Origin of the sequence: Paenibacillus sp. cl141a (assembly GCF_900109305.1) — a bacterium.
Taxonomy (GTDB): Bacteria; Bacillota; Bacilli; order Paenibacillales; family Paenibacillaceae; genus Paenibacillus_AQ; species Paenibacillus_AQ lautus_A.
The window spans coordinates 173157-191976 of record NZ_FNZO01000008.1 but is presented as its reverse complement, the minus strand read 5'-3'; the positions used below and the strand labels follow the sequence as shown (position 1 = coordinate 191976).

Here is an 18820-nt window from a genome sequence, read left to right as displayed (position 1 = left end):
TATTCAGCCAGGAGGCAGAGAACGCGCAGGCGGTTTCTGCCTCCTGTTTTTTTATGCAGATAGGCCAACGGATATCCGCCCCCTCCGGGCAGGGTTATTTTAAGCATCCCAAACATTCCGTGAACATGGTAGACTGAGGATATGAGATTTTAGTGAGGTGACTATGAGATGAAACAATATTTGGAGCTGCTGCAGGACATACTGGATCATGGCGTAGAGAAGGGAGACCGGACGGGAACGGGAACGTTGTCCGTATTCGGAAGACAGCTGCGTTTTGACCTATCCCAAGGGTTTCCGCTAATGACAACCAAGCGGATTCACCTGAAATCGGTCGTACATGAGCTTCTGTGGTTCTTGAGCGGTGAAACGAATATCCGGTACCTAAAAGAGAACGGTGTGCGGATATGGGACGAATGGGCGGATGAAAACGGGGATTTGGGACCTGTCTACGGCTCGCAGTGGCGGGCATGGGAAACGCCGGATGGACGCCATATCGATCAGATCGCCAATGTCATCGATTCGATTAAGAATAATCCCGATTCCAGACGCCATATCGTCAGTGCGTGGAACGTGGCGGAGATTGATAACATGAAGCTGCCTCCGTGCCATTTTGTATTCCAGTTCTACGTGGCGGGCGGGAAGCTTTCCTGTATGCTTACCATGCGCTCGGTGGACAGCTTCCTCGGGCTGCCGTTCAACATTGCCAGTTATGCGCTGCTAACCCATATGGTTGCCCAGCAGTGCGACCTGGAGCCGGGTGAATTCATCTGGTCGGGCGGCGATGTCCATATCTATTCCAACCATATGGAGCAGGTTAGAACGCAGCTTGAACGCGAACCGTATGCGCTGCCGAAGCTGGTGATCAAACGCAAGCCGGACAGCATTTTTGATTATACGTTCGAGGATTTTGAATTTGAGGGTTATCAGTATCATCCTACCATTAAGGCGACGGTAGCCGTATAAGTATAAATTGGGTTATGGAGGCTCCATGCGTGACATCCATAAGATTAATAGAAGGAGAGACTGTGTAATGATATCGATGATATGGGCAATGGGCAAGGATCAGGTGATCGGGCTGAACGGCACGATGCCGTGGCGCTTGCCGCGGGATATGGCCTTCTTCAAGGAGAAAACCCTCCATAAAACGATCCTGATGGGGCGCAAGACTTGGGATTCCTTTGGCGGCAAGCCGCTGCCTCACCGAAAGAACATCGTGCTGACGAGAGATGAGAGCTTTACGTTGACGGAGGATCAAGGCATCGTGATCCATGACATCGAGAACGCGCTGCCCTATTCGAAGAACGAGGAACTGATGGTGATTGGCGGATCGCAGATTTATGAATTGATGCTGCCGAAAGCGGATCGTCTGTACTGCACGTTCATTGACGAGAGTTTTGAAGGGGATACGTACTTTCCCGAAGTGAACTGGGCTGAATGGAAGATCGTCGAAGAAGTTCCCGGCATCACGGATGAAAAAAATCCGTATGCCTACCGTTTCGTTACGTTTGAACGCAAATAAACAGCTCGATGGCACGATTCGGAGGGATAGACTTACTGCCTTCCGTCCATGTTGACAATGCTTTCATAGTAGGATAATACAAATGATCATGCATATAGTCCATTTAACAGGCGAAAAGCGAAATGCTACTATATTTCTAATGTTTATGCAAATGCCTGCTTAAATAGCCGCAAGTAGTGGGGGTTCATGCTTTGATAAAAATTTTTTTAGCATAAATAGAAAAAATAAATCAGGCTGAAACCTGTTTCTTGGCTCATCTGACGATCGATGTCGGATGATTTATGATATGATAAATTGTACATGGTAATCAGCATGGATAGAACGGATGGGGGTAAAGCAGTATGTCTACACCAACAGGATTTATGGAATATCAGCGCCAGCTTCCGGCAGACCGGAGCCCGGCTGAACGAGTTAAAGACTGGGAAGAGTTTCATAAACATTTAGAAGAAGATGAGCTCCAGACCCAGGGAGCACGCTGCATGGACTGCGGTACGCCATACTGCCATACAGGAATCGATATGATCGGCGGCACATCGGGCTGCCCGATCCACAACCTGATCCCGGAATGGAACAATCTTGTATATCGGGGCTTGTGGAGAGAAGCTCTGGAGCGTCTCCACAAAACGAACAATTTCCCTGAGTTTACCGGACGCGTTTGTCCAGCGCCTTGCGAGGGTTCTTGTACCGTCGGCTTGATCGGGGAGCCGGTTACGATCAAATCCATCGAGCAGGCGATTATCGACAAGGGCTTTGAAGAAGGCTGGGTCGTTCCGGAGCCGCCCGAGAAGCGCACGGGAAGACGCGTAGCCGTTGTCGGTTCCGGTCCGGCAGGACTGGCGGCAGCAGCACAGCTGAACAAAGCGGGCCATTCCGTCACCGTCTACGAGCGTGCAGACCGCATTGGCGGCTTGTTGACCTACGGGATACCGTCCATGAAGCTGGACAAGGGTATCGTGCAGCGCCGTGTCGATCTGCTCGCGGCGGAAGGCGTCGAATTTGTTGTGAACACCGAGATCGGCAAGGATATTCCCGCCAAGCAGCTGATGGAAGATTATGATGCCGTCGTACTTTGCGGCGGTGCAACAAAGCCGCGCGAATTCAACATTGAGGGCAGTGATCTCAAGGGCATTCATTACGCGATGGATTACCTGAACGGAACGATCAAGAGCCTGCTGGATTCCGGTCTTGAAGACGGCAACTACTTGTCGGCAAAAGACAAGGACGTTATCGTCATCGGCGGCGGCGACACCGGCTCCGACTGCGTGGCGACAGCGCTGCGTCACGGCTGCAGCAGCGTTACCCAGTTCGGTACGCATAAACAGGCTCCGCTGCAGCGTGATCCGATTGCGAACCCTTGGCCGCAATTCCCGAACGTGTATACACTGGATTACGCCCATGAGGAAGCCAAAGCGCTGTTTGGCAACGATCCGCGGGAATTCTCCATTATGACCACGAAATTCGTCGGGGATGATGAAGGGAATCTGAAAGAGCTTCATACCGTTCAAATCGAGCGCATTGTAGATGAAACCGGCCGTAAAGTGTATCAGCCGATTCCAGGAACGGAAAAAGCGTTTCCGGCACAAATGGCGTTCATCGCGATCGGTTTTGACGGACCGGAGCAGACGCTGGTAGAACAGCTTGGACTTGAAACGGACCGTCGTTCCAATGTTAAAGCGCCGTATGGCAAATATACGACGAATGTGGATAAAGTATTTGCAGCCGGCGACATGCGCCGCGGACAAAGCCTTGTCGTGTGGGCGATCAATGAAGGCCGCGAGGTGGCACGCGAGGTAGACAAATATCTGATGGGCGCGACCGTACTGGTTTAATCCTTCTCCTAAATATGCTATCATGAATATAGTAGTTAAAGGGACTTCGCGAGAGCGAAGTCCTTTTTGGAGTTAGCCTCCGCGCCAGGCTGCTCATCGGGGAGGAGAATGTCATTTGAAAACGTTGGTCATTGCCGAAAAGCCGGATATGGGACGGAATATCGCTGCGGTCATCGAGCCGCGGGCCAAGAACAACCGTACATATCTTGAAGGTGAGCAATACATCATAACTTGGGCTATCGGACATCTGGTTGGGCTGGCGGAGCCGGATGCATATGATCCGAAGTACAAACGCTGGAATTTGCGGGACCTGCCTATCATTCCGGAGCAATTCAAAATCATCCCGAATCCGAAAACCAAGGATCAGTTGAAGGTCATTGGAGAAGTAGCCAAGCGCTGCAGCCATATCGTGAATGCCTGTGATGCGGGACGAGAAGGACAATATATTTTCGCACTAATCCAACAACAATTAAAACTGAAACAGCCTGTAAAAAGACTATGGATCTCGGATTTAACGCCGGAAAGCATTGGCCGCGGCTTTGCGGAGCTCAAGGACAGCGTCGAATTCGAGAATTTAACGCAAGCTGCGCGCGCACGCAGCGAAGCCGATTGGTTGATCGGCATGAATGCGTCGCGTGCCTTTACGACCCGCCATCAGACGTTGCTGTCGGTTGGCCGGGTGCAGACGCCGGTGCTGGCACTGATCTATGACCGGCAGAAGGAGATCGAAGCCTTCGAATCGCAAACGTTCTACGACGTGAAAGCTTTGTTCAAGCAGGATCAGCTGGAGTATACGGGAACCTGGCAGGGAGAGCGGCTGACCTCGCAGGAGAAAGCAGAGACGATTGCAGCCAAGGTCCATGGCAAGAACGGCACGATCACTAAATATGAAGTGAAGGAAACGAAGGAATATCCGTTCAAATTGTATGATTTGACCCTGCTTCAGCGTGAAGCCAATGCCAAGTACGGTTACTCTGCCAAAAAAACGCTGGATCTTGCGCAAGCGTTATATGAACGCCACAAGGTGATTTCCTATCCGCGTACGAACTCCAACTATGTGAATGAACAGAATATCGAAGGCATGCACAAGGCCCTTCATATGCTCAAATCGACCTCGTATGCATCAATGGCCGCAGGAGCGGATCCGAGCCGGGTGCACGTCAACAACAAAGCGGTATGCAATCCGCAGCGGGTGGAGGATCACCATGCCATTCTGCCGACATTAAAGCGGCCGGGCACGCTCAGCAAGGAAGAGCAGCATATCTACGATCTGGTCATCACCCGGTTTCTGTCGCATTTTTATCCTCCAGCCATGTACAAGCAGCATACGGTGCTCACCGAGGTCGAGGGGGAAACATTCAAGACGGGAATCAAGGAGCTTTTGTCGCTTGGATGGAAGGTGTTAATTCAGGATACGGATAAGAAGAAATCCAAATCTTCCAAGAAAGGGAAGGAGGACGAGGAAGAGGAGAACCAGGAATGGAACGACCGTGCCTTTGACCTTACTCCCGACAAGCCGGTGCAATGCAAAAAATCCGAAGTGAAGGAAAAGGCTACCCAGCCGCCAAAAAATTATACGGAAGGCACGCTGCTGAAGGCCATGGAAAGCGCCGGTAAGTCCATTGAGGATGAAGCGCTTCGGGATGCAATGAAGGATAGCGGTCTTGGAACGCCGGCAACCCGGGCAGCCACCATCGAGCGTTTGAAAAAGGTCGGATATATTACGATGCAGGGCAAAAAAATCACCGTAACGCAAAAAGGTAGAACGGCGGTGGAGCTGATTCGGCATGCCGGCGTCGAATTGCTGGCTTCGCCCGAGATGACAGGCCAATGGGAGCGGCGCCTCCACCAGATCTCCAAAGGCGAAGCTTCTGCTGACGTATTCATGCAAAACGTGCAGAAGTTCACCGTTTCGATCATAAACAAGGTCTCCTCGCAGCGTCCGGCGCCTTCGTCGCTTTTCGGCGGAGATGAGGACAAGTCCAAAGGAAGAGGGAAGCGAAGCGCGTCTAAAGCGGCCCCAGCCTCGAAAGCGAAGGTTGAGCGCACGAGCAAGCCCACTCCGAAATCAGCGCCTGCCGCTTCAAATGAAGCGCCGTCTGTACGATCTCCCTTGGGGCGCTGCCCAAGACCCGGATGTGACGGGCATATTATTGAAGGACGCAAAGGTTACGGCTGCGCGAATTTCAAAACCGGCTGCAGCTACGTCATCTGGAAGGAATTTGCCGGTAAACAAATTTCTCATGCGATGCTGAAATCCTTGCTGCTTCAGGGAAAGACCCAAGTGTTATCCTTTAAGAACGAGGACGGCAGCACGTATAAGGGCAGGCTTATCCTTGCTGCGGGCGGTAACGGGCAGCTGGCCGTTCAGGCCGTAGACTCCAGTGCGGCCGTTAAATCGTAAGACGTCGAGGGTACGCCAAAATAAAGAGCCGATCCGGGATATCACTCCAGGATGGGCTCTTTGTCCGTTCGATTAAGTTAAATGCTCTTCAATGACTTCCGGCACTTCGGTCAATGACGAAACGGTATAGAGCACATTATGCGGCTCTTGCTTCAGCTCGACCAGATTATACTGCCACTCGCGCTGCTGCTTGATGTAGATGCTGTTAATGCCCGCCGTCAATGCTGGAACGACATCCGTGCGGAGCGAGTTGCCGATCATCCACGTATCAGAGCGTACGAACGACCCCATGCCGAGGATCTCCTCAAGCGCCGTGAGGTTTTTATGCTGGCGGATATAAATTCGGTCTTTAAAATAGTCCGACAGCTTCATCTGTTCGATTTTTCGCTTCTGTATTGTGGTTTCGCCCCCGGTATAGAGATAGAGGCAGTGGCCATCCTCTTGAAGCTTCTCCAGCGTTTCGACCATGCCGGGGTAGGCTTCAATCTCCTGCTCGTACACGCTGAGCCCCAACTGGTAGAGAAGCTCCTCTTCCTTAGGCGAGCTATCCCTCCCGTGAATTTGGCCGAAAAAATGGTATGTATCGATCAGGGACTGTGGGAAGTTCGCACTCGCGAATCCCAGCTTGTCGATGCCGGCTACGTCGATTTCCATTTGCTTGGCTCGGACTTCTTGGGTGGTTACTCCATACGGCTGAAACCACTCGGTCATCCATTCGAAATAATCGCCGAGAATCAGGTCGAAATACTTGTTGCAATGTATTAATGTATCATCCATGTCGAAGATAATATGCTGTGATGTTTTACTCATGGTACGCTCCTTCATACTAGGAAAGTCGAATGTAAGTCTCCAGGAACATTTGCAGCTCGGCCGCACCATCCGGCCGCAGGCTGAATCTTTCGTTATTTTCGGATTTCAGATGGGAGCGCAGCAGGCCTGCCGCCCTCAAGATCATCAGGTGGTGCATCAATTGCTCATAGGGCTGTCCCAATTCGGCCGCCATTTCGGACACGGCCTTCGGCTCATCCGCAATATATCTAAGCAAACGCAGACGTTCCGGATCCGCGAGAGCCTCGGTCATGCGCAGGAGAACGACGGGCGGTTCATCCTCATCTTCTTCCGGTATATCAATAGGGTACTGCAGCAGGAGTACATTATCATAGAAGCAATAGGTATTGATCGGACGAAAATGCGTACCCGGGAACAAGACCACGTTTTCTTGCGGCACGTTATCCAGAATGACTCCGCTGGAAGCATATTCGATCAGATTTTCGTCGTCCATTTTCGGAAGCAGCATTCGTTTCTCTTCGGCATCTTCCTCCAGAAGATGGTACAGGTCAGGCTCCACTTCGGAAAAGTAGTGCTCATACCACAGCTTCATCAACGGTGTGTAGTTTTCTCGAATTCTGGACGTTTCATCCCGCGTGAGGGACGGCAAGTGAGGCTGAAGCAGGGCTTGAAGCTCTTCCACCGGGGAAGATTCGATCCAGCCCAGAAAATCAGGGATTTCAAGGTGCTCTCCTCGAAGCATGATCAGGGCGTACAAGACATCGTAATCCGCGAGCGGCCATGAGCGGGCTCCACTGAACTGGACACGTACATGCTGCGGCAATCGCTCATCCATCTCCGTTATCAGCTGTTTTCCAATATCCAGGTTATCGGTCCATTTCCTTGTTGCATATATCATGAAGCTGCCCAGCAGCTCATACACCATGGATACATCGATACTAACTTTATATTTCATGAACGGATACCCTCCCAATTGATGGCATTGTTATTATTATGGCTTGTATCGATTGGGCTTGTCCACTATAATGTTCATTTGGCTGTTTAAATTCATCGTTTTTTCATATTAGAGGAGGACTATATTTCAGTGACAGAAGCTGTTACCCCCCGTCAAGGGAGAACTCATTATTTTATTTTAATTGCCGTCGTGGTTGCGGCTGGTTTAAGCCAGGGACTGCTATTGCCTGTGCTGGCTATTTTTTTGGAACGGATGGGCATCTCATCCTCCATGAACGGATTGAACGCGGCTGCTTTATATGTAGGCTCATTTGCCATGACGCTGGTTGCGGAACGGCTTCTCGGCTGGGTCGGTTTCAAAAAACTGATTGTATCGGGTCTCGTGCTGGTGATGCTGTCGCTGGTCGCTTTCCCGTTGATTCCGAGCGTAGCCGTCTGGTTTGTGCTGCGGGTGCTTGTGGGCATCGGCGATAGCGCGCTGCATTATGCCGCTCAGCTGTGGGTGCTGATGATGTCAACCGTGAAGAACCGGGGGCGGAGCATTTCCTTTTACGGCATGTCCTACGGTCTGGGATTTAGTGTAGGGCCGCTCGGCATTCCTCTTCTGAAATACGGCGAAGCGGTACCGTTTCTGATTCTGGCTGTGCTGTTCTTGTTCATTCTGCTGGTCGTTCTATTCAAACTTCCGAATTTGAAGCCGGAAAAAAACGAGCAAGGAGAGCAGCAGCCGGCAGGCCGCTATCTCAAAAGCTACCGGCTGGCCTGGTTTGCTTTGATTCCTGCATTTTTGTACGGATACATGGAAGCGGGGATTAACAGCAATTTCCCGGTCTATGGGTTAAGAAGCGGGTTCACTCTAGGCGAAATTTCGACATTGCTGCCCTTTGTCGGCATCGGCGGACTCCTGCTGCAGCTTCCCCTCGGCATTTGGAGCGATAAATTCGGACGCAAGCGGGTGCTGACGATCGCGGGGATCGTGGGGGGCTGCTGTTTCCTGCTGATTCCGGTAGCCGGAACGAATTTCTGGGCAACCTTACTATTACTGACGATGGCCGGCGGCTTGGTCGGATCTTTCTTCTCCCTCGGTCTGGCCTATGCCGCGGACATCCTTCCCCGGGTTCTGCTGCCGGCGGCCAACGTCGTGGCTTCCTTTCATTTCAATGCCGGCAGTATCGCAGGGCCGAATGCGGGCGGCGCTATCATGGAAACCGGGTGGAACGGGGGAATCTTCGTTTTGCTCGGCGGCTTGTATATTCTGTTTGCGTGCACGGGTTTATGGTTCAAAGGCAACCGCGTTTCACCCGACAAATAGAAACATGCGTTCTCATGGCAATTGCTTTCGCTTTCTTCTAAACTAGAGAGTAGGAATATGCACTTGACGGGAGAGACGATAACATGATTAAAGTGGATCGGCTGAAGAAAACGATGGGTCCTGAACGTACGCCGGTGTTAAAGGATATCACATTTCAGATGGAACACGGGGAAATGATCGGTCTGATCGGTGCGAGCGGAAGCGGAAAAAGTTTGCTGATGAGCTGTCTGTCGATGCAGCAAAAATGGGACGGCGGCAAACTGACGATTGACGGCGAAGATATGATGAATCCAGCCGGAAAACGAAGAATTCGACGGGAATGGGCTTATCTCGAGCAGAATCCTTCCCTAAACGTAAATCGAACGGCGCTTAAGAATGTTTTGATCGGGCAATCCAGCCAAACGCCGCTGTGGCGGATGGTTACCGGGATGGTCCGGTCTGATGATTATATGGGAGCTATGGATACGATCGAGCACCTGGGTTTGCTGGATAAGGCAAAACGCAAAGCCGGCGAGCTGAGCGGCGGCGAGAAGCAGCGGATTGCCATTGCGAGGGCGCTCGTTCACGGCGCTAAGGTGATTTTGGCGGACGAGCCTGTCACGGGACTCGATCCGGCCTCTGCCGAGCATGTTTTGAAGACGCTAAAAACCTTGTGCGAGGAAGAGCGCCTGACGGTATTTACCGTCATCCCGCTGGAGCTTGCGGAGAAATACTGCACCCGTATCATGGGGCTGTCGGGCGGCCAGCTGGTAGTGGATGTGACCGGAAGACGTTTAACCCATGGCGAGAAGTCAAGACTGTAATTATCGATCACTTGACGCAAGGCGAAAGCATAGAAATGAGTTGATACTTATTGAAATATAGAGTGATGCAAGCCCTCTTGGCCGGCTTGTTACTATTTATCATAAGCGGCTGTACCTTTATCCAGGATCCGGTGTCTTTAATGAAGCGACCGGATCTGCCGACGGACAAAGCGACGCTGAACGGCGCTATCCAGTCCGCGCTCCAGAAGATCAAACTGGACAACGGCGCTATCATTCGGCCGCGAAGCGACGTCGACAGCAGTTCGATCCGAATTCATGACCTGGACAACGACGGCGTTATGGAAGCCGTCGTCTTCTATCAGACGCCGGATGAAGAGGTGAAAATCCACGGCATGATCATGCAGCAGCAGGGTGATACCTGGGTGAAGAGCCTCGATTTCGACGGAGAAGGGACGGTTCTGGAGTCATTTGATTTCGTTGATTTCACAAACGACGGCAAGGTTGACATCGTAGCCGGTTTCTCCCGCGGAGAAGAGAATCTTCAGAATCTGCTGGCCGTGTATTCATTCTCCGGGGATTCGCTCGAAAAAATCCCGGCTTTGCCGTATACGCACTTCAATATCGGAGACATGAACGGGGACAAGGTCAAGGATATTACGGTGGTATACCTCCAGCAGAAGGAGCTCTCGTATATCAGCACCTATCAATACGACAAATTCGAGGATGCTTTCGTTGAGCTGAACAAACTGGATTTGGGACCAAATATCGAAAGTTATTACAATGTTGTCGCAGGTAAAGTGGCCAAAAACAAAGAAGGTATCATCTTGGATGCTTCGGTCGTGTCCAACTCTTCCTATTCCAAGCTCATTATCATGGAGGACAACAAGTTTATTGACGTGCTCCAGGATGAACTGCTTACGTACAAGGAACTGCCGGTGGAGAGCGAGGACGTAAACGATGACGGCATTTTAGAATTTGGCGTGCTTACAAGGCCAAGCGGCTGGGAAGATCGGCTGATCTTGGAGGAAATCCCGTTCTTCACCACGTACTTCCAGTGGGACGGAGAGGTCCGAGAGAGCAACGAAGTAGAAGGTCTTCAATTCGTGCTCCAAAGATACTACGATATGAATAATCGCTTCTATCTGGATTTTCCGCCGGATATGTACAATAAAATTACCATTACGCCGGAATCCAACAAAAATGCTTACCTGAATTTTGTCCTGACCGACACGGGAGAGTCCGTCGCAGAAATCAAGTTTTTCTCCACGGCCCAGTGGGGGAAAGCCGAATCCGATTGGGAGATCTTAGTGAAGGAGAAAAACCGCGTCATCGCTTATCGAAGCCATGGCGATCTGAAATTGAGTAAAAAAGATAAAAAGCCAAGCAGCAATAATGTGGCTCCTATCGAAAGAAAGGGGAACTAGACCTTGAGTAAAGTGCTCATATTAGAAGATGAAGAATCCATTCGCAGTTTTATCGTAATTAATCTGAAACGGAACGGCTTTGAGGTGCTGGAGACCGAGAACGGCAATGAGGCCCTTCGCTTGCTGCAAACGACGCCAGATATCGATATCGCCTTGCTCGACGTCATGGTTCCGGGAATCGACGGCTTTGAAGTATGCCGCAGAATCCGGGAAACGAACGAGCGGATCGGCATTATTTTTCTGACGGCAAAAGTTCAGGAGCAGGACAAAGTGTATGCCCTATCCGTCGGAGCGGATGACCACGTAAGCAAACCGTTCAGCCCGACGGAACTGATCGCCCGGCTGCAATCCCTTCTGCGCAGGGTGAACGTTCAGCGTGCGGGTGCCGCCAAGGTATCCTTTCAATCGGGTCCGTTCACGCTGGATCTGATTTCCAAGCAATTCAAGAAGAACGGGCAGCCGGTGGAGCTGACGCCTACGGAGTTCTCGCTGGTGCAGTTCTTCCTGGAAAAAGAAAACACGCCGCTTAGCCGTGATGTGCTGCTTGATCACGTATGGGGCAAAGAATATATGGGCGATCCCAAAATCGTGGACGTGAACATTCGGAGACTGCGCCAAAAAATCGAAGGCAATCCTTCCGAGCCGGAATACCTCCAGACGGTATGGGGACACGGCTATAAATGGAAGGGTCAGGGACAATGATCATCAAAAAAGGCATTCGGCGGCAAATCGTGCTGCACTACTTCCTGGTAGTGTTCATCGCCTTGCTGCTGATTGAGGTTATTTTTCTAATCGCTTTACGATCGTATTATTACGATACGGTGTACAACCATATGGTGAACCATATCCGTACCGCCAACGATTTCTATCAGCCCTTTCGACTGACCTCGTCGGACAACGTCAATCAGCTGAGCGAGATGGTTCGCCATTTTGAACTGTATAATACAGAGCTTCAAATTTTGAACCCGGCTGGTCAAGTTCTCTCGACTTCGACCGGCTTCGAAATAGAACAAACCATCAAGACCAGCGATGTCACCCAGGCGCTTGCAGGGAATACGAGCCGTTGGATCGGCAAACAGCAAGGGACGGGCCAGATCGTGATGGCGGTGTCCCAGTCCGTTTCGAACGGTTTTGAAAATACGTATATTCTCCGTTACGTGACTTCGCTGGAATACGTAAACGACAAGCTGATGAAAATGACGCTGTTTGCCATCAGCATCGGGGCGGCCGTTCTGGCGATCGTGCTTGCTTTCAGCATTGGGCTGGCCAATTCCATCGTAAAGCCGCTCAACAACATTACCACGGTGTCCGCTCAGATGGCCAAAGGCAAGTTCAACGTACGGATCAAGGGCGATTACAAATACGAACTTGGTGAGCTTTCGTCGACCTTGAACTACATGGCGCAGGAGATTGTGCGAAGCAATCAGGTGAAGGATGACTTTATCTCCTCGATCTCGCATGAGCTGCGAACACCGCTCACAAGCATCAAGGGCTGGAGCGAAACGCTTGACTCCGGCGGCTACGATCCGGAAGAAACGAAAATCGGAATGCAGATCATCACGAAGGAAACCGATCGGTTGATCGGCCTTGTCGAAGAACTGCTGGATTTTTCCAAGCTCCAGCAGAATGAGATGAAGCTGGTGAAGGGCATCGTGAATTTACGGGAGCTGCTGCAAGAGATCATGCTCAATCTGTGGACGAAAGCCGAGAAGAAGGGCGTTCAGATCAAATTGGAGTCCGACGAGAAGCCGATTATCTATGGGGATGTCAACCGCTTGAAGCAGGTATTCCTGAATATCGTGGACAACGCGGTTAAATTCTCGCATGAGAACGGGGTAATCAACCTGTCCTTCGCGATGGAAGAGAAGTTTGTTATCGTTACCGTACAAGATCAGGGGATTGGCATCTCGGACGAGCATCTTCGGCGGGTAAAGGATCGGTTCTTCCAGGTGAATCCTCTTAACGGGGGAACGGGACTGGGATTAGCGATCACGCAGCAGCTCGTTGAGCTTCACGGGGGCACGATGGAAATGGAAAGCGAGCTTGGGCACGGAACCGCCGTGATCGTCAAGCTGCCGCTGCCCGAGGGGAAAATACCGATGGCCGGCGGGTTGGAGAACGGTGAGGAAGACGCAGCCGGGCCGATGGCCTAAGCTTTGCCGGTAATCCGGCAAAGCTTTTCTCAACTTTTCACCCGCAAAGTATTTGGATTAAGGATCGGAGCATAGGCTCCACTGTGTGGGGCATTTTTATAGAGGGGGAGTAGAGGAGTGGAATCGCAAGCCATGTTTTCAACGGAGCAGGGGCGGTTTGAACTACGACGGGCAGAAGCCGTACATGCAGGAGCGATGCTGGCGCTTCTGACGGAGGCGGCCGAGGTGATGGAGCAGCAAGGGCGCAAGCAGTGGAGTCCCTCGCTTTTTTCCCTGGACCTCATGAAACAGTACCTGGAAGAGCGCGAAGTATTCATCCTGTGGCATGAAGACAAGGCGGCCGGCATGTTTACGCTGCAGTACGGGGATCCTGACTACTGGGGGAAGCGGGACGATCCGTCATACGGTTATTTGCATCGGCTGACCGTGCGCTTCGCTTATCGGGGGCTGGAGCTTGGGAACAAAATGATTTCCTTTGCGGAATCGTATTTGGTTTCCAAAGGAAAACGGGGCTTCCGATTGGATTGCGTATCCCATTTGCCAACGCTGAATCGATTTTACCAGCGTCAGGGATTTCAATTCGTGGCCGAGCAGGATATGGGCGGTCGCATCGTGAATTTATATGAAAAGAATTTTGTTTCTTGATCCTAAAGTTTGAACCTCCGTCGCATGCGCAAAGTCAGCAGGGCACGATACATGAGAAAAAGCGATCCGTAGCGGATCGCTTTTTTGTGTTAGAAATTCTCAGAGCTCTATTCTGTTCATGACATTCGTTCAGGATGAAGAGACATTGGCACGCAAGCGTCCTTTTTCGTATACATCCTGAAGGAGCCGGGCTGGCTGGGTACGAACAGTTGGTTTCGGAAGCACCGTCTCGTACGGTCCTACGACCACGACGTTGCCGGGAGCCCCTTTCACAACGGCGCCGTCCTTGATCACTGCACCTTCCCCGATGATGGCGTGCTCGATATGGACGCCTTTGCCGATTTTGGCGTTCGGCATGACCACGCTATCCTTCACGATGGAGTATTTGCCGATTTCTGATCCGCAGAAGATAACGGAGCTTTTGGCTTTTCCTTCGAAGGTGCATTGGTCATGAATCAGGCAGTCCGTATGCTCCACATTTCGGGTCCGTGCTGCCGACAGCTTGGTTTTCCAAGCGCGCGTATACATAGGCCAATCGGCTCTCTCAAGGACTAGCTCATTTTGGCTAAGCACATCCATATGGGCTTCCCAGAGGCTTTCTACGGTGCCGACATCGCGCCAGTAGCCCTGGAAGCGGAATGCTAGCAGCGACTCTTCTCCGGACAGCATCTTAGGGATGACATCCTTTCCGAAATCATGGCTGGAGTTCGGGTCAGACGCATCTTCGATCAGGTGCTGCTTCAGATAGTCCCAACGGAACAAATAAATGCCCATGGAGGCAAGATTGCTTTGCGGTTCTGCCGGTTTTTCGGCAAATTCAATGATATTGAGATTATCGTCAACGCTCATGACGCCAAATCGGCTGGCGTCTTCCCAAGGTACTTCCATCACGGAGATCGTGGCAGGAGCCCCTTGCTTCATATGGGCTTCAAGCATCTCCCGGTAATCCATCTGGTAAATGTGGTCCCCGGACAAAATGAGTACATGCTCTGGATTTTGATCATCGATGTATTGAATGTTTTTATAAATGGCATCTGCCGTTCCCAAGTACCCGTCTTGGTGTGTGCTGTTGGATGGAAGAAGGGTAATGCCTTCACGTCCTGTATGTGTTAATCCCCAGGGTTCGCCTTCGCCGATATGTTCGTGTAATGATTCTGCCTCATATTGCGTAAGCACTCCAACCGTATCGATTCCGGAGTTTACACAATTGCTGAGAGGAAAATCGATTATACGATAATGTCCGCCAAACGGAACGGCGGGTTTTGCCAGCCTGGACGTAAGGGGAGCCAATCGTTTACCTTCTCCACCCGCCAGAAGCATAGCAATACAGTCTTTTTTCTTCATCACGTTTCCCTCCCAATGTATTTTCACGTTGTTCATTACATAAACGACATTCCCGGGGTTTGAAACGATTATATTGAAAAAGTAATTTGAAAATTACAAAATTATTTTTCAGGGACATTTTTTATTTTCAACCTGGTTAGAATGGGGTAATAGCATTAATAATATTGGATTTTTAAGAAAAAGCAGGTGACGACGATTGAACCAAGCAGTTAGGGAAGGAAACATGACTCCGGAACAAGTGTATTTATTTCATGAAGGAACCTGGTTTCACAGTTACCAATGTATGGGTGCACACCTTGCCACAGAAGAAGGAGAAGAGGGCGTGCGTTTTACGGTGTGGGCTCCGAATGCCAGGCAGGTAGGACTTGCCGGAGACTGGAACGGCTGGGATGGTTCCCAAGACCCGTTATATAGGATGCCCGATTCGGGAATTTGGAGTCGGTTTTTCCCTGGGATGGAGACTGGAACTTTTTACAAATATCAGATCACGGGGCCCTTCGGAGAAACATTCCTAAAGGCCGATCCTTATGCATTTCATGCCGAAGTACGACCTGCAACGGCATCGGTGGTGACCGACCTCTCAGGATATCGCTGGAATGATGCCGCATGGAGAAGGAAGAACAAATCCCCATATGCCAAGCCGGTGAACATTTATGAAATGCACTTCGGAACCTGGCGGCAAAAAGAGGACGGTTCGTTCTTTACATATCGGGAATTGGCCGATCAGCTGATTCCTTATTTGCAGGAAATGAGTTATACCCACGTAGAATTTATGCCCTTGGCGGAGCATCCCTACGATCTTTCGTGGGGCTATCAGGGCACCGGATTTTATGCGCTGACGAGCAGATACGGAACTCCCCATGATTTCATGTACCTCGTCGACCAGCTGCACCAAGCCGGCATCGGCGTGCTGCTCGACTGGGTGCCCGCACATTTTGCCAAGGATGCCCACGGGCTTCGGCAGTTTGACGGGGCGCCTCTTTATGAGTACGAAGACCCCCAAAAAGCCGAGAAACCGGGCTGGGGAACATTGTCTTTCGATTATGCCAAGCCGGAGGTAATTTCATTCCTCATCTCCAATGCCTTATTTTGGATGGATATGTATCATATTGATGGTCTTCGCGTTGATGCCGTGACGAGCATGATCCGTCTTGATTTTGAGAAGCGTGAGGGTCAGTACAGCCTTAACGAGCACGGAGGCTTGGAAAACCTGGAGGCGATATCCTTTCTACAGGAATTGAATAAAGCCGTGTTTCGATATTACCCGAATGCTTTGATGATGGCCGAGGAGTCGAGCGCATGGGCGGGGGTTACGGCACCTGTGCATGAAGGGGGTCTTGGCTTCAATTACAAATGGAATATGGGCTGGATGAATGACACGCTGTCTTATATTGAACAAGAGTTCGATCAGCGGCCTACCCATCATAATTTACTTACATTTCCCATTTGTTATGCCTATTCGGAGAATTTTACATTGCCGCTTTCACACGATGAAGTCGTCCATGGAAAGAAATCGCTGCTTAATAAAATGCCGGGAAGCTATGAACAAAAGTTTGCGGGACTGCGGATTTTGCTTGGATACCAGATCACCCAGCCCGGGAAGAAGCTGCTGTTCATGGGGGGAGAGTTCGGCCAGTTTATCGAATGGAAGGATCAGGAGCAGCTCGACTGGCTGCTGCTGGACTATGAAAGCCACCGCAAGCAGTTGGCATATACGGCAGCTCTAAACCGCATGTACGTGGATGAAAAGGCGCTATGGGAGCAGGATCATCGATGGGAAGGCTTTGAATGGCTCAGCGCAGATGATCATGAGCAGAGTGTCGTATCGTATATGAGAATGGGCACCAAGCCCGGCGATACGCTGATCATCGTCATTAATTTTCAGCCAAAGGCATATGACCAATATCGGATCGGTTTGCCGAGAGCGGGGCAATATGTGGAAATTCTCAATTCCGATCATGCCGATTACGGCGGCTCCGGACTGCTGAACGACGCTGAGATGAAAGCGGAGAAGAAGACCTGGCATGGCCAAACCCACAGCCTGGAGATCAAGCTGCCTCCATTAGGCATGGTTGTTTTAAAGAAAAAGCCGCCTCGATCGAGGAAATCGCAAGATCGATCGGACGCGTCGCTGAAGGCGGCAGCGGCAAGAGAGAAAACAGAACAAAAAACGAAACGGAGCAAAAGGGGGAAGCAGGATTGAAATTGTTATTTGCAGCTTCGGAATGCGGACCATACATCAAGACAGGCGGACTGGCGGATGTGATCGCGGCTTTGCCTAAATCCCTTCGCGGCATGGGCGAGGATATTCGAGTCGTGCTGCCGAAATATCGCGGCATTCCGGAAGAATACAGGAAGCGAATGGAGCATGTGGGAGAAACCCGGGTGCGGGTTGGCTGGCGCGAGCAATATTGCGGCATCGAGTCCCTGGTGGAAGACGGCGTAACGATCTATTTCGTGGATAATGAGTACTATTTTGGCCGAGACGGCATTTATGGTTACATGGACGATGGCGAACGCTTCTCTTTCTTCAACCGTGCCGTGCTTGAGGTTCTGCCGGTAATCGGATTCCAGCCGGATGTGCTTCACTGTCACGACTGGCATACCGCCATGATTCCGCTGCTTCTTGAAGACGTCTATCATCATGATCCCTTCTATGCGGGGATTCGAACCGTGTTCACGATCCATAATCTGTTGTATCAGGGCGTGTACCCGTACGAGGTGCTGGTTGATCTGCTCGGCATTCACAGCCGGCATTTCACGGCCGAAGGCGTGGAGTATTACGGAAACGTGAATTTCATGAAAGCGGGCATCGTTTACGCAGATCACGTAACGACGGTCAGCCCTACCTATGCCACGGAAATCCAGACGGGTTATTACGGATACGGACTTGACGGGCTTCTGTCGGCCCAAGGCTCGAGATTGAGCGGGATTGTGAACGGCATTGATACCAAAAGCTACAATCCGGCGACAGATCCGCATATCGCCACGAAGTTCCGGAGCGGATTGAACAAAAAAACGCAGAACAAAATCGCCTTACAGGAAGAGCTGAATCTTCCCGTGGCGCCGCATATTCCATTGATGTCGATGGTAACGCGATTGGTCGATTCGAAAGGACTCGATTTGGTTATTCGCATTCTGGATGAACTGCTCTACTATGATGAGATTCAGTTCGTTGTCCTGGGAACGGGAGATCCTTCCTATGAGCATTGGTTCAGGGAAGCGGCAAATCGCTATCCCACCAAAATGTCGGCCCAGATCCGGTTCAATGAGCCGTTATCGCGGCGTTTTTATGCCGGCAGCGACCTGTTCCTGATGCCTTCCAAATTCGAACCGTGCGGCATCAGCCAGCTGATTGCCATGCGGTACGGCAGCGTCCCCATTGTCCGGGAAACGGGCGGACTGAACGATACGGTTCAGGCATACAACGAGTATACGGGCGAAGGGAACGGCTTCTCCTTCAAGGATTACAATGCGCATGACATGATGAACACCATCCGCCGCGCGACCTCCATATATCGCATGCCCGAGCACTGGCGTAAAGTGAGCAAGAATGCTCTCGGCGGGGATTACAGCTGGAACGTTTCGGCGAAGGAATATCAGGAAATCTATCATCAGATCACCAGCCGATGATAACCATGGCTTTCAGGACGCAGGGGTGCCCGGATAGCGAAGGAATAACA

Annotated in this window: 15 protein-coding genes; 12 read left to right on the top strand and 3 right to left on the bottom strand. The window is 51.1% G+C overall.

The genetic code is table 11. The features are described 5' to 3' along the window. Positions 1-168 precede the first annotated feature (168 nt). The 4 genes from thyA to BMX45_RS21310 all read left to right on the top strand — a co-directional run bounded on the left by thyA (position 169) and on the right by BMX45_RS21310 (position 5752). The gene (gene thyA, locus BMX45_RS21325) at positions 169-963 is read left to right on the top strand and encodes a thymidylate synthase (RefSeq protein WP_090911613.1); all 795 of its coding nucleotides are present in this window, start codon (positions 169-171) and stop codon (positions 961-963) included. 67 nt (positions 964-1030) lie between these two features. After that, positions 1031-1519 carry a dihydrofolate reductase gene (locus BMX45_RS21320; RefSeq protein WP_090911611.1) on the top strand — a complete coding sequence of 163 codons (489 nt, stop codon included), beginning with the start codon at positions 1031-1033 and terminating at the stop codon, positions 1517-1519. 341 nt (positions 1520-1860) lie between these two features. Beyond that, positions 1861-3348 (top strand): glutamate synthase subunit beta, encoded by a 1488-nt coding sequence (locus BMX45_RS21315; RefSeq protein ID WP_009589191.1) that lies wholly within the window; start codon positions 1861-1863, stop codon positions 3346-3348. 115 nt (positions 3349-3463) lie between these two features. Beyond that, the gene (locus BMX45_RS21310) at positions 3464-5752 is read left to right on the top strand and encodes a type IA DNA topoisomerase (protein ID WP_090911609.1); all 2289 of its coding nucleotides are present in this window, start codon (positions 3464-3466) and stop codon (positions 5750-5752) included. Positions 5753-5824: 72 nt separating this feature from the next. Here the strand turns inward: BMX45_RS21310 and BMX45_RS21305 are convergent, their stop codons facing one another. Next, on the bottom strand, positions 5825-6562 hold the full coding sequence (locus BMX45_RS21305; RefSeq protein WP_090911779.1) for an HAD family hydrolase: 738 nt from the start codon (positions 6560-6562) through the stop codon (positions 5825-5827). Between the two features lie 16 nt (positions 6563-6578). After that, the gene (locus BMX45_RS21300) at positions 6579-7496 is read right to left on the bottom strand and encodes an ArsR/SmtB family transcription factor (RefSeq protein ID WP_090911607.1); all 918 of its coding nucleotides are present in this window, start codon (positions 7494-7496) and stop codon (positions 6579-6581) included. A gap of 129 nt (positions 7497-7625) precedes the next feature. Between BMX45_RS21300 and BMX45_RS21295 the strand changes: the two genes are divergently transcribed. From BMX45_RS21295 to BMX45_RS21270, 6 genes are all read left to right on the top strand, one after another. After that, positions 7626-8807, top strand: coding sequence for an MFS transporter (locus BMX45_RS21295; RefSeq protein WP_090911605.1), 1182 nt, complete (start codon positions 7626-7628; stop codon positions 8805-8807). Positions 8808-8890: 83 nt separating this feature from the next. Beyond that, positions 8891-9610: a phosphonate ABC transporter ATP-binding protein gene (locus tag BMX45_RS21290; RefSeq protein WP_009589188.1), complete on the top strand. Its 720-nt coding sequence runs from the start codon at positions 8891-8893 to the stop codon at positions 9608-9610. Positions 9611-9660: 50 nt separating this feature from the next. Beyond that, positions 9661-10995, top strand: a complete 1335-nt coding sequence (locus BMX45_RS21285) for a VCBS repeat-containing protein (protein ID WP_254778176.1) — start codon at positions 9661-9663, stop codon at positions 10993-10995. 3 nt (positions 10996-10998) lie between these two features. Beyond that, the gene (locus BMX45_RS21280; protein ID WP_009589197.1) at positions 10999-11697 is read left to right on the top strand and encodes a response regulator transcription factor; all 699 of its coding nucleotides are present in this window, start codon (positions 10999-11001) and stop codon (positions 11695-11697) included. Next, positions 11694-13148 carry a sensor histidine kinase gene (locus BMX45_RS21275; RefSeq protein WP_090911603.1) on the top strand — a complete coding sequence of 485 codons (1455 nt, stop codon included), beginning with the start codon at positions 11694-11696 and terminating at the stop codon, positions 13146-13148. Before BMX45_RS21280 ends, BMX45_RS21275 begins: the two co-directional genes overlap by 4 nt. Before the next feature lie 117 nt (positions 13149-13265). Next, positions 13266-13793 (top strand): GNAT family N-acetyltransferase, encoded by a 528-nt coding sequence (locus BMX45_RS21270; protein WP_090911601.1) that lies wholly within the window; start codon positions 13266-13268, stop codon positions 13791-13793. A gap of 129 nt (positions 13794-13922) precedes the next feature. On the opposite strand, the gene BMX45_RS21265 is transcribed toward BMX45_RS21270, so the two are convergent. After that, positions 13923-15137 carry a glucose-1-phosphate adenylyltransferase gene (locus tag BMX45_RS21265; protein ID WP_090911599.1) on the bottom strand — a complete coding sequence of 405 codons (1215 nt, stop codon included), beginning with the start codon at positions 15135-15137 and terminating at the stop codon, positions 13923-13925. Positions 15138-15360: 223 nt separating this feature from the next. Between BMX45_RS21265 and glgB the strand changes: the two genes are divergently transcribed. Then, on the top strand, positions 15361-17340 hold the full coding sequence (gene glgB, locus BMX45_RS21260) for a 1,4-alpha-glucan branching protein GlgB (protein WP_090911597.1): 1980 nt from the start codon (positions 15361-15363) through the stop codon (positions 17338-17340). Further along, positions 17337-18770, top strand: a complete 1434-nt coding sequence (gene glgA, locus BMX45_RS21255; protein ID WP_090911595.1) for a glycogen synthase GlgA — start codon at positions 17337-17339, stop codon at positions 18768-18770. Before glgB ends, glgA begins: the two co-directional genes overlap by 4 nt. Positions 18771-18820: the final 50 nt, after the last annotated feature.

Coding starts and splice junctions, on each gene's coding strand:
- thyA (WP_090911613.1), top strand. CDS start 169: ATGAAACAATATTTGGAGCTGCTGCAGGACATACTGGATCATGGCGTA.
- BMX45_RS21265 (WP_090911599.1), bottom strand. CDS start 15,137: ATGAAGAAAAAAGACTGTATTGCTATGCTTCTGGCGGGTGGAGAAGGT.
- BMX45_RS21275 (WP_090911603.1), top strand. CDS start 11,694: ATGATCATCAAAAAAGGCATTCGGCGGCAAATCGTGCTGCACTACTTC.
- BMX45_RS21315 (WP_009589191.1), top strand. CDS start 1,861: ATGTCTACACCAACAGGATTTATGGAATATCAGCGCCAGCTTCCGGCA.
- glgB (WP_090911597.1), top strand. CDS start 15,361: ATGACTCCGGAACAAGTGTATTTATTTCATGAAGGAACCTGGTTTCAC.
- BMX45_RS21305 (WP_090911779.1), bottom strand. CDS start 6,562: ATGAGTAAAACATCACAGCATATTATCTTCGACATGGATGATACATTA.
- BMX45_RS21290 (WP_009589188.1), top strand. CDS start 8,891: ATGATTAAAGTGGATCGGCTGAAGAAAACGATGGGTCCTGAACGTACG.
- BMX45_RS21320 (WP_090911611.1), top strand. CDS start 1,031: ATGATATCGATGATATGGGCAATGGGCAAGGATCAGGTGATCGGGCTG.
- BMX45_RS21300 (WP_090911607.1), bottom strand. CDS start 7,496: ATGAAATATAAAGTTAGTATCGATGTATCCATGGTGTATGAGCTGCTG.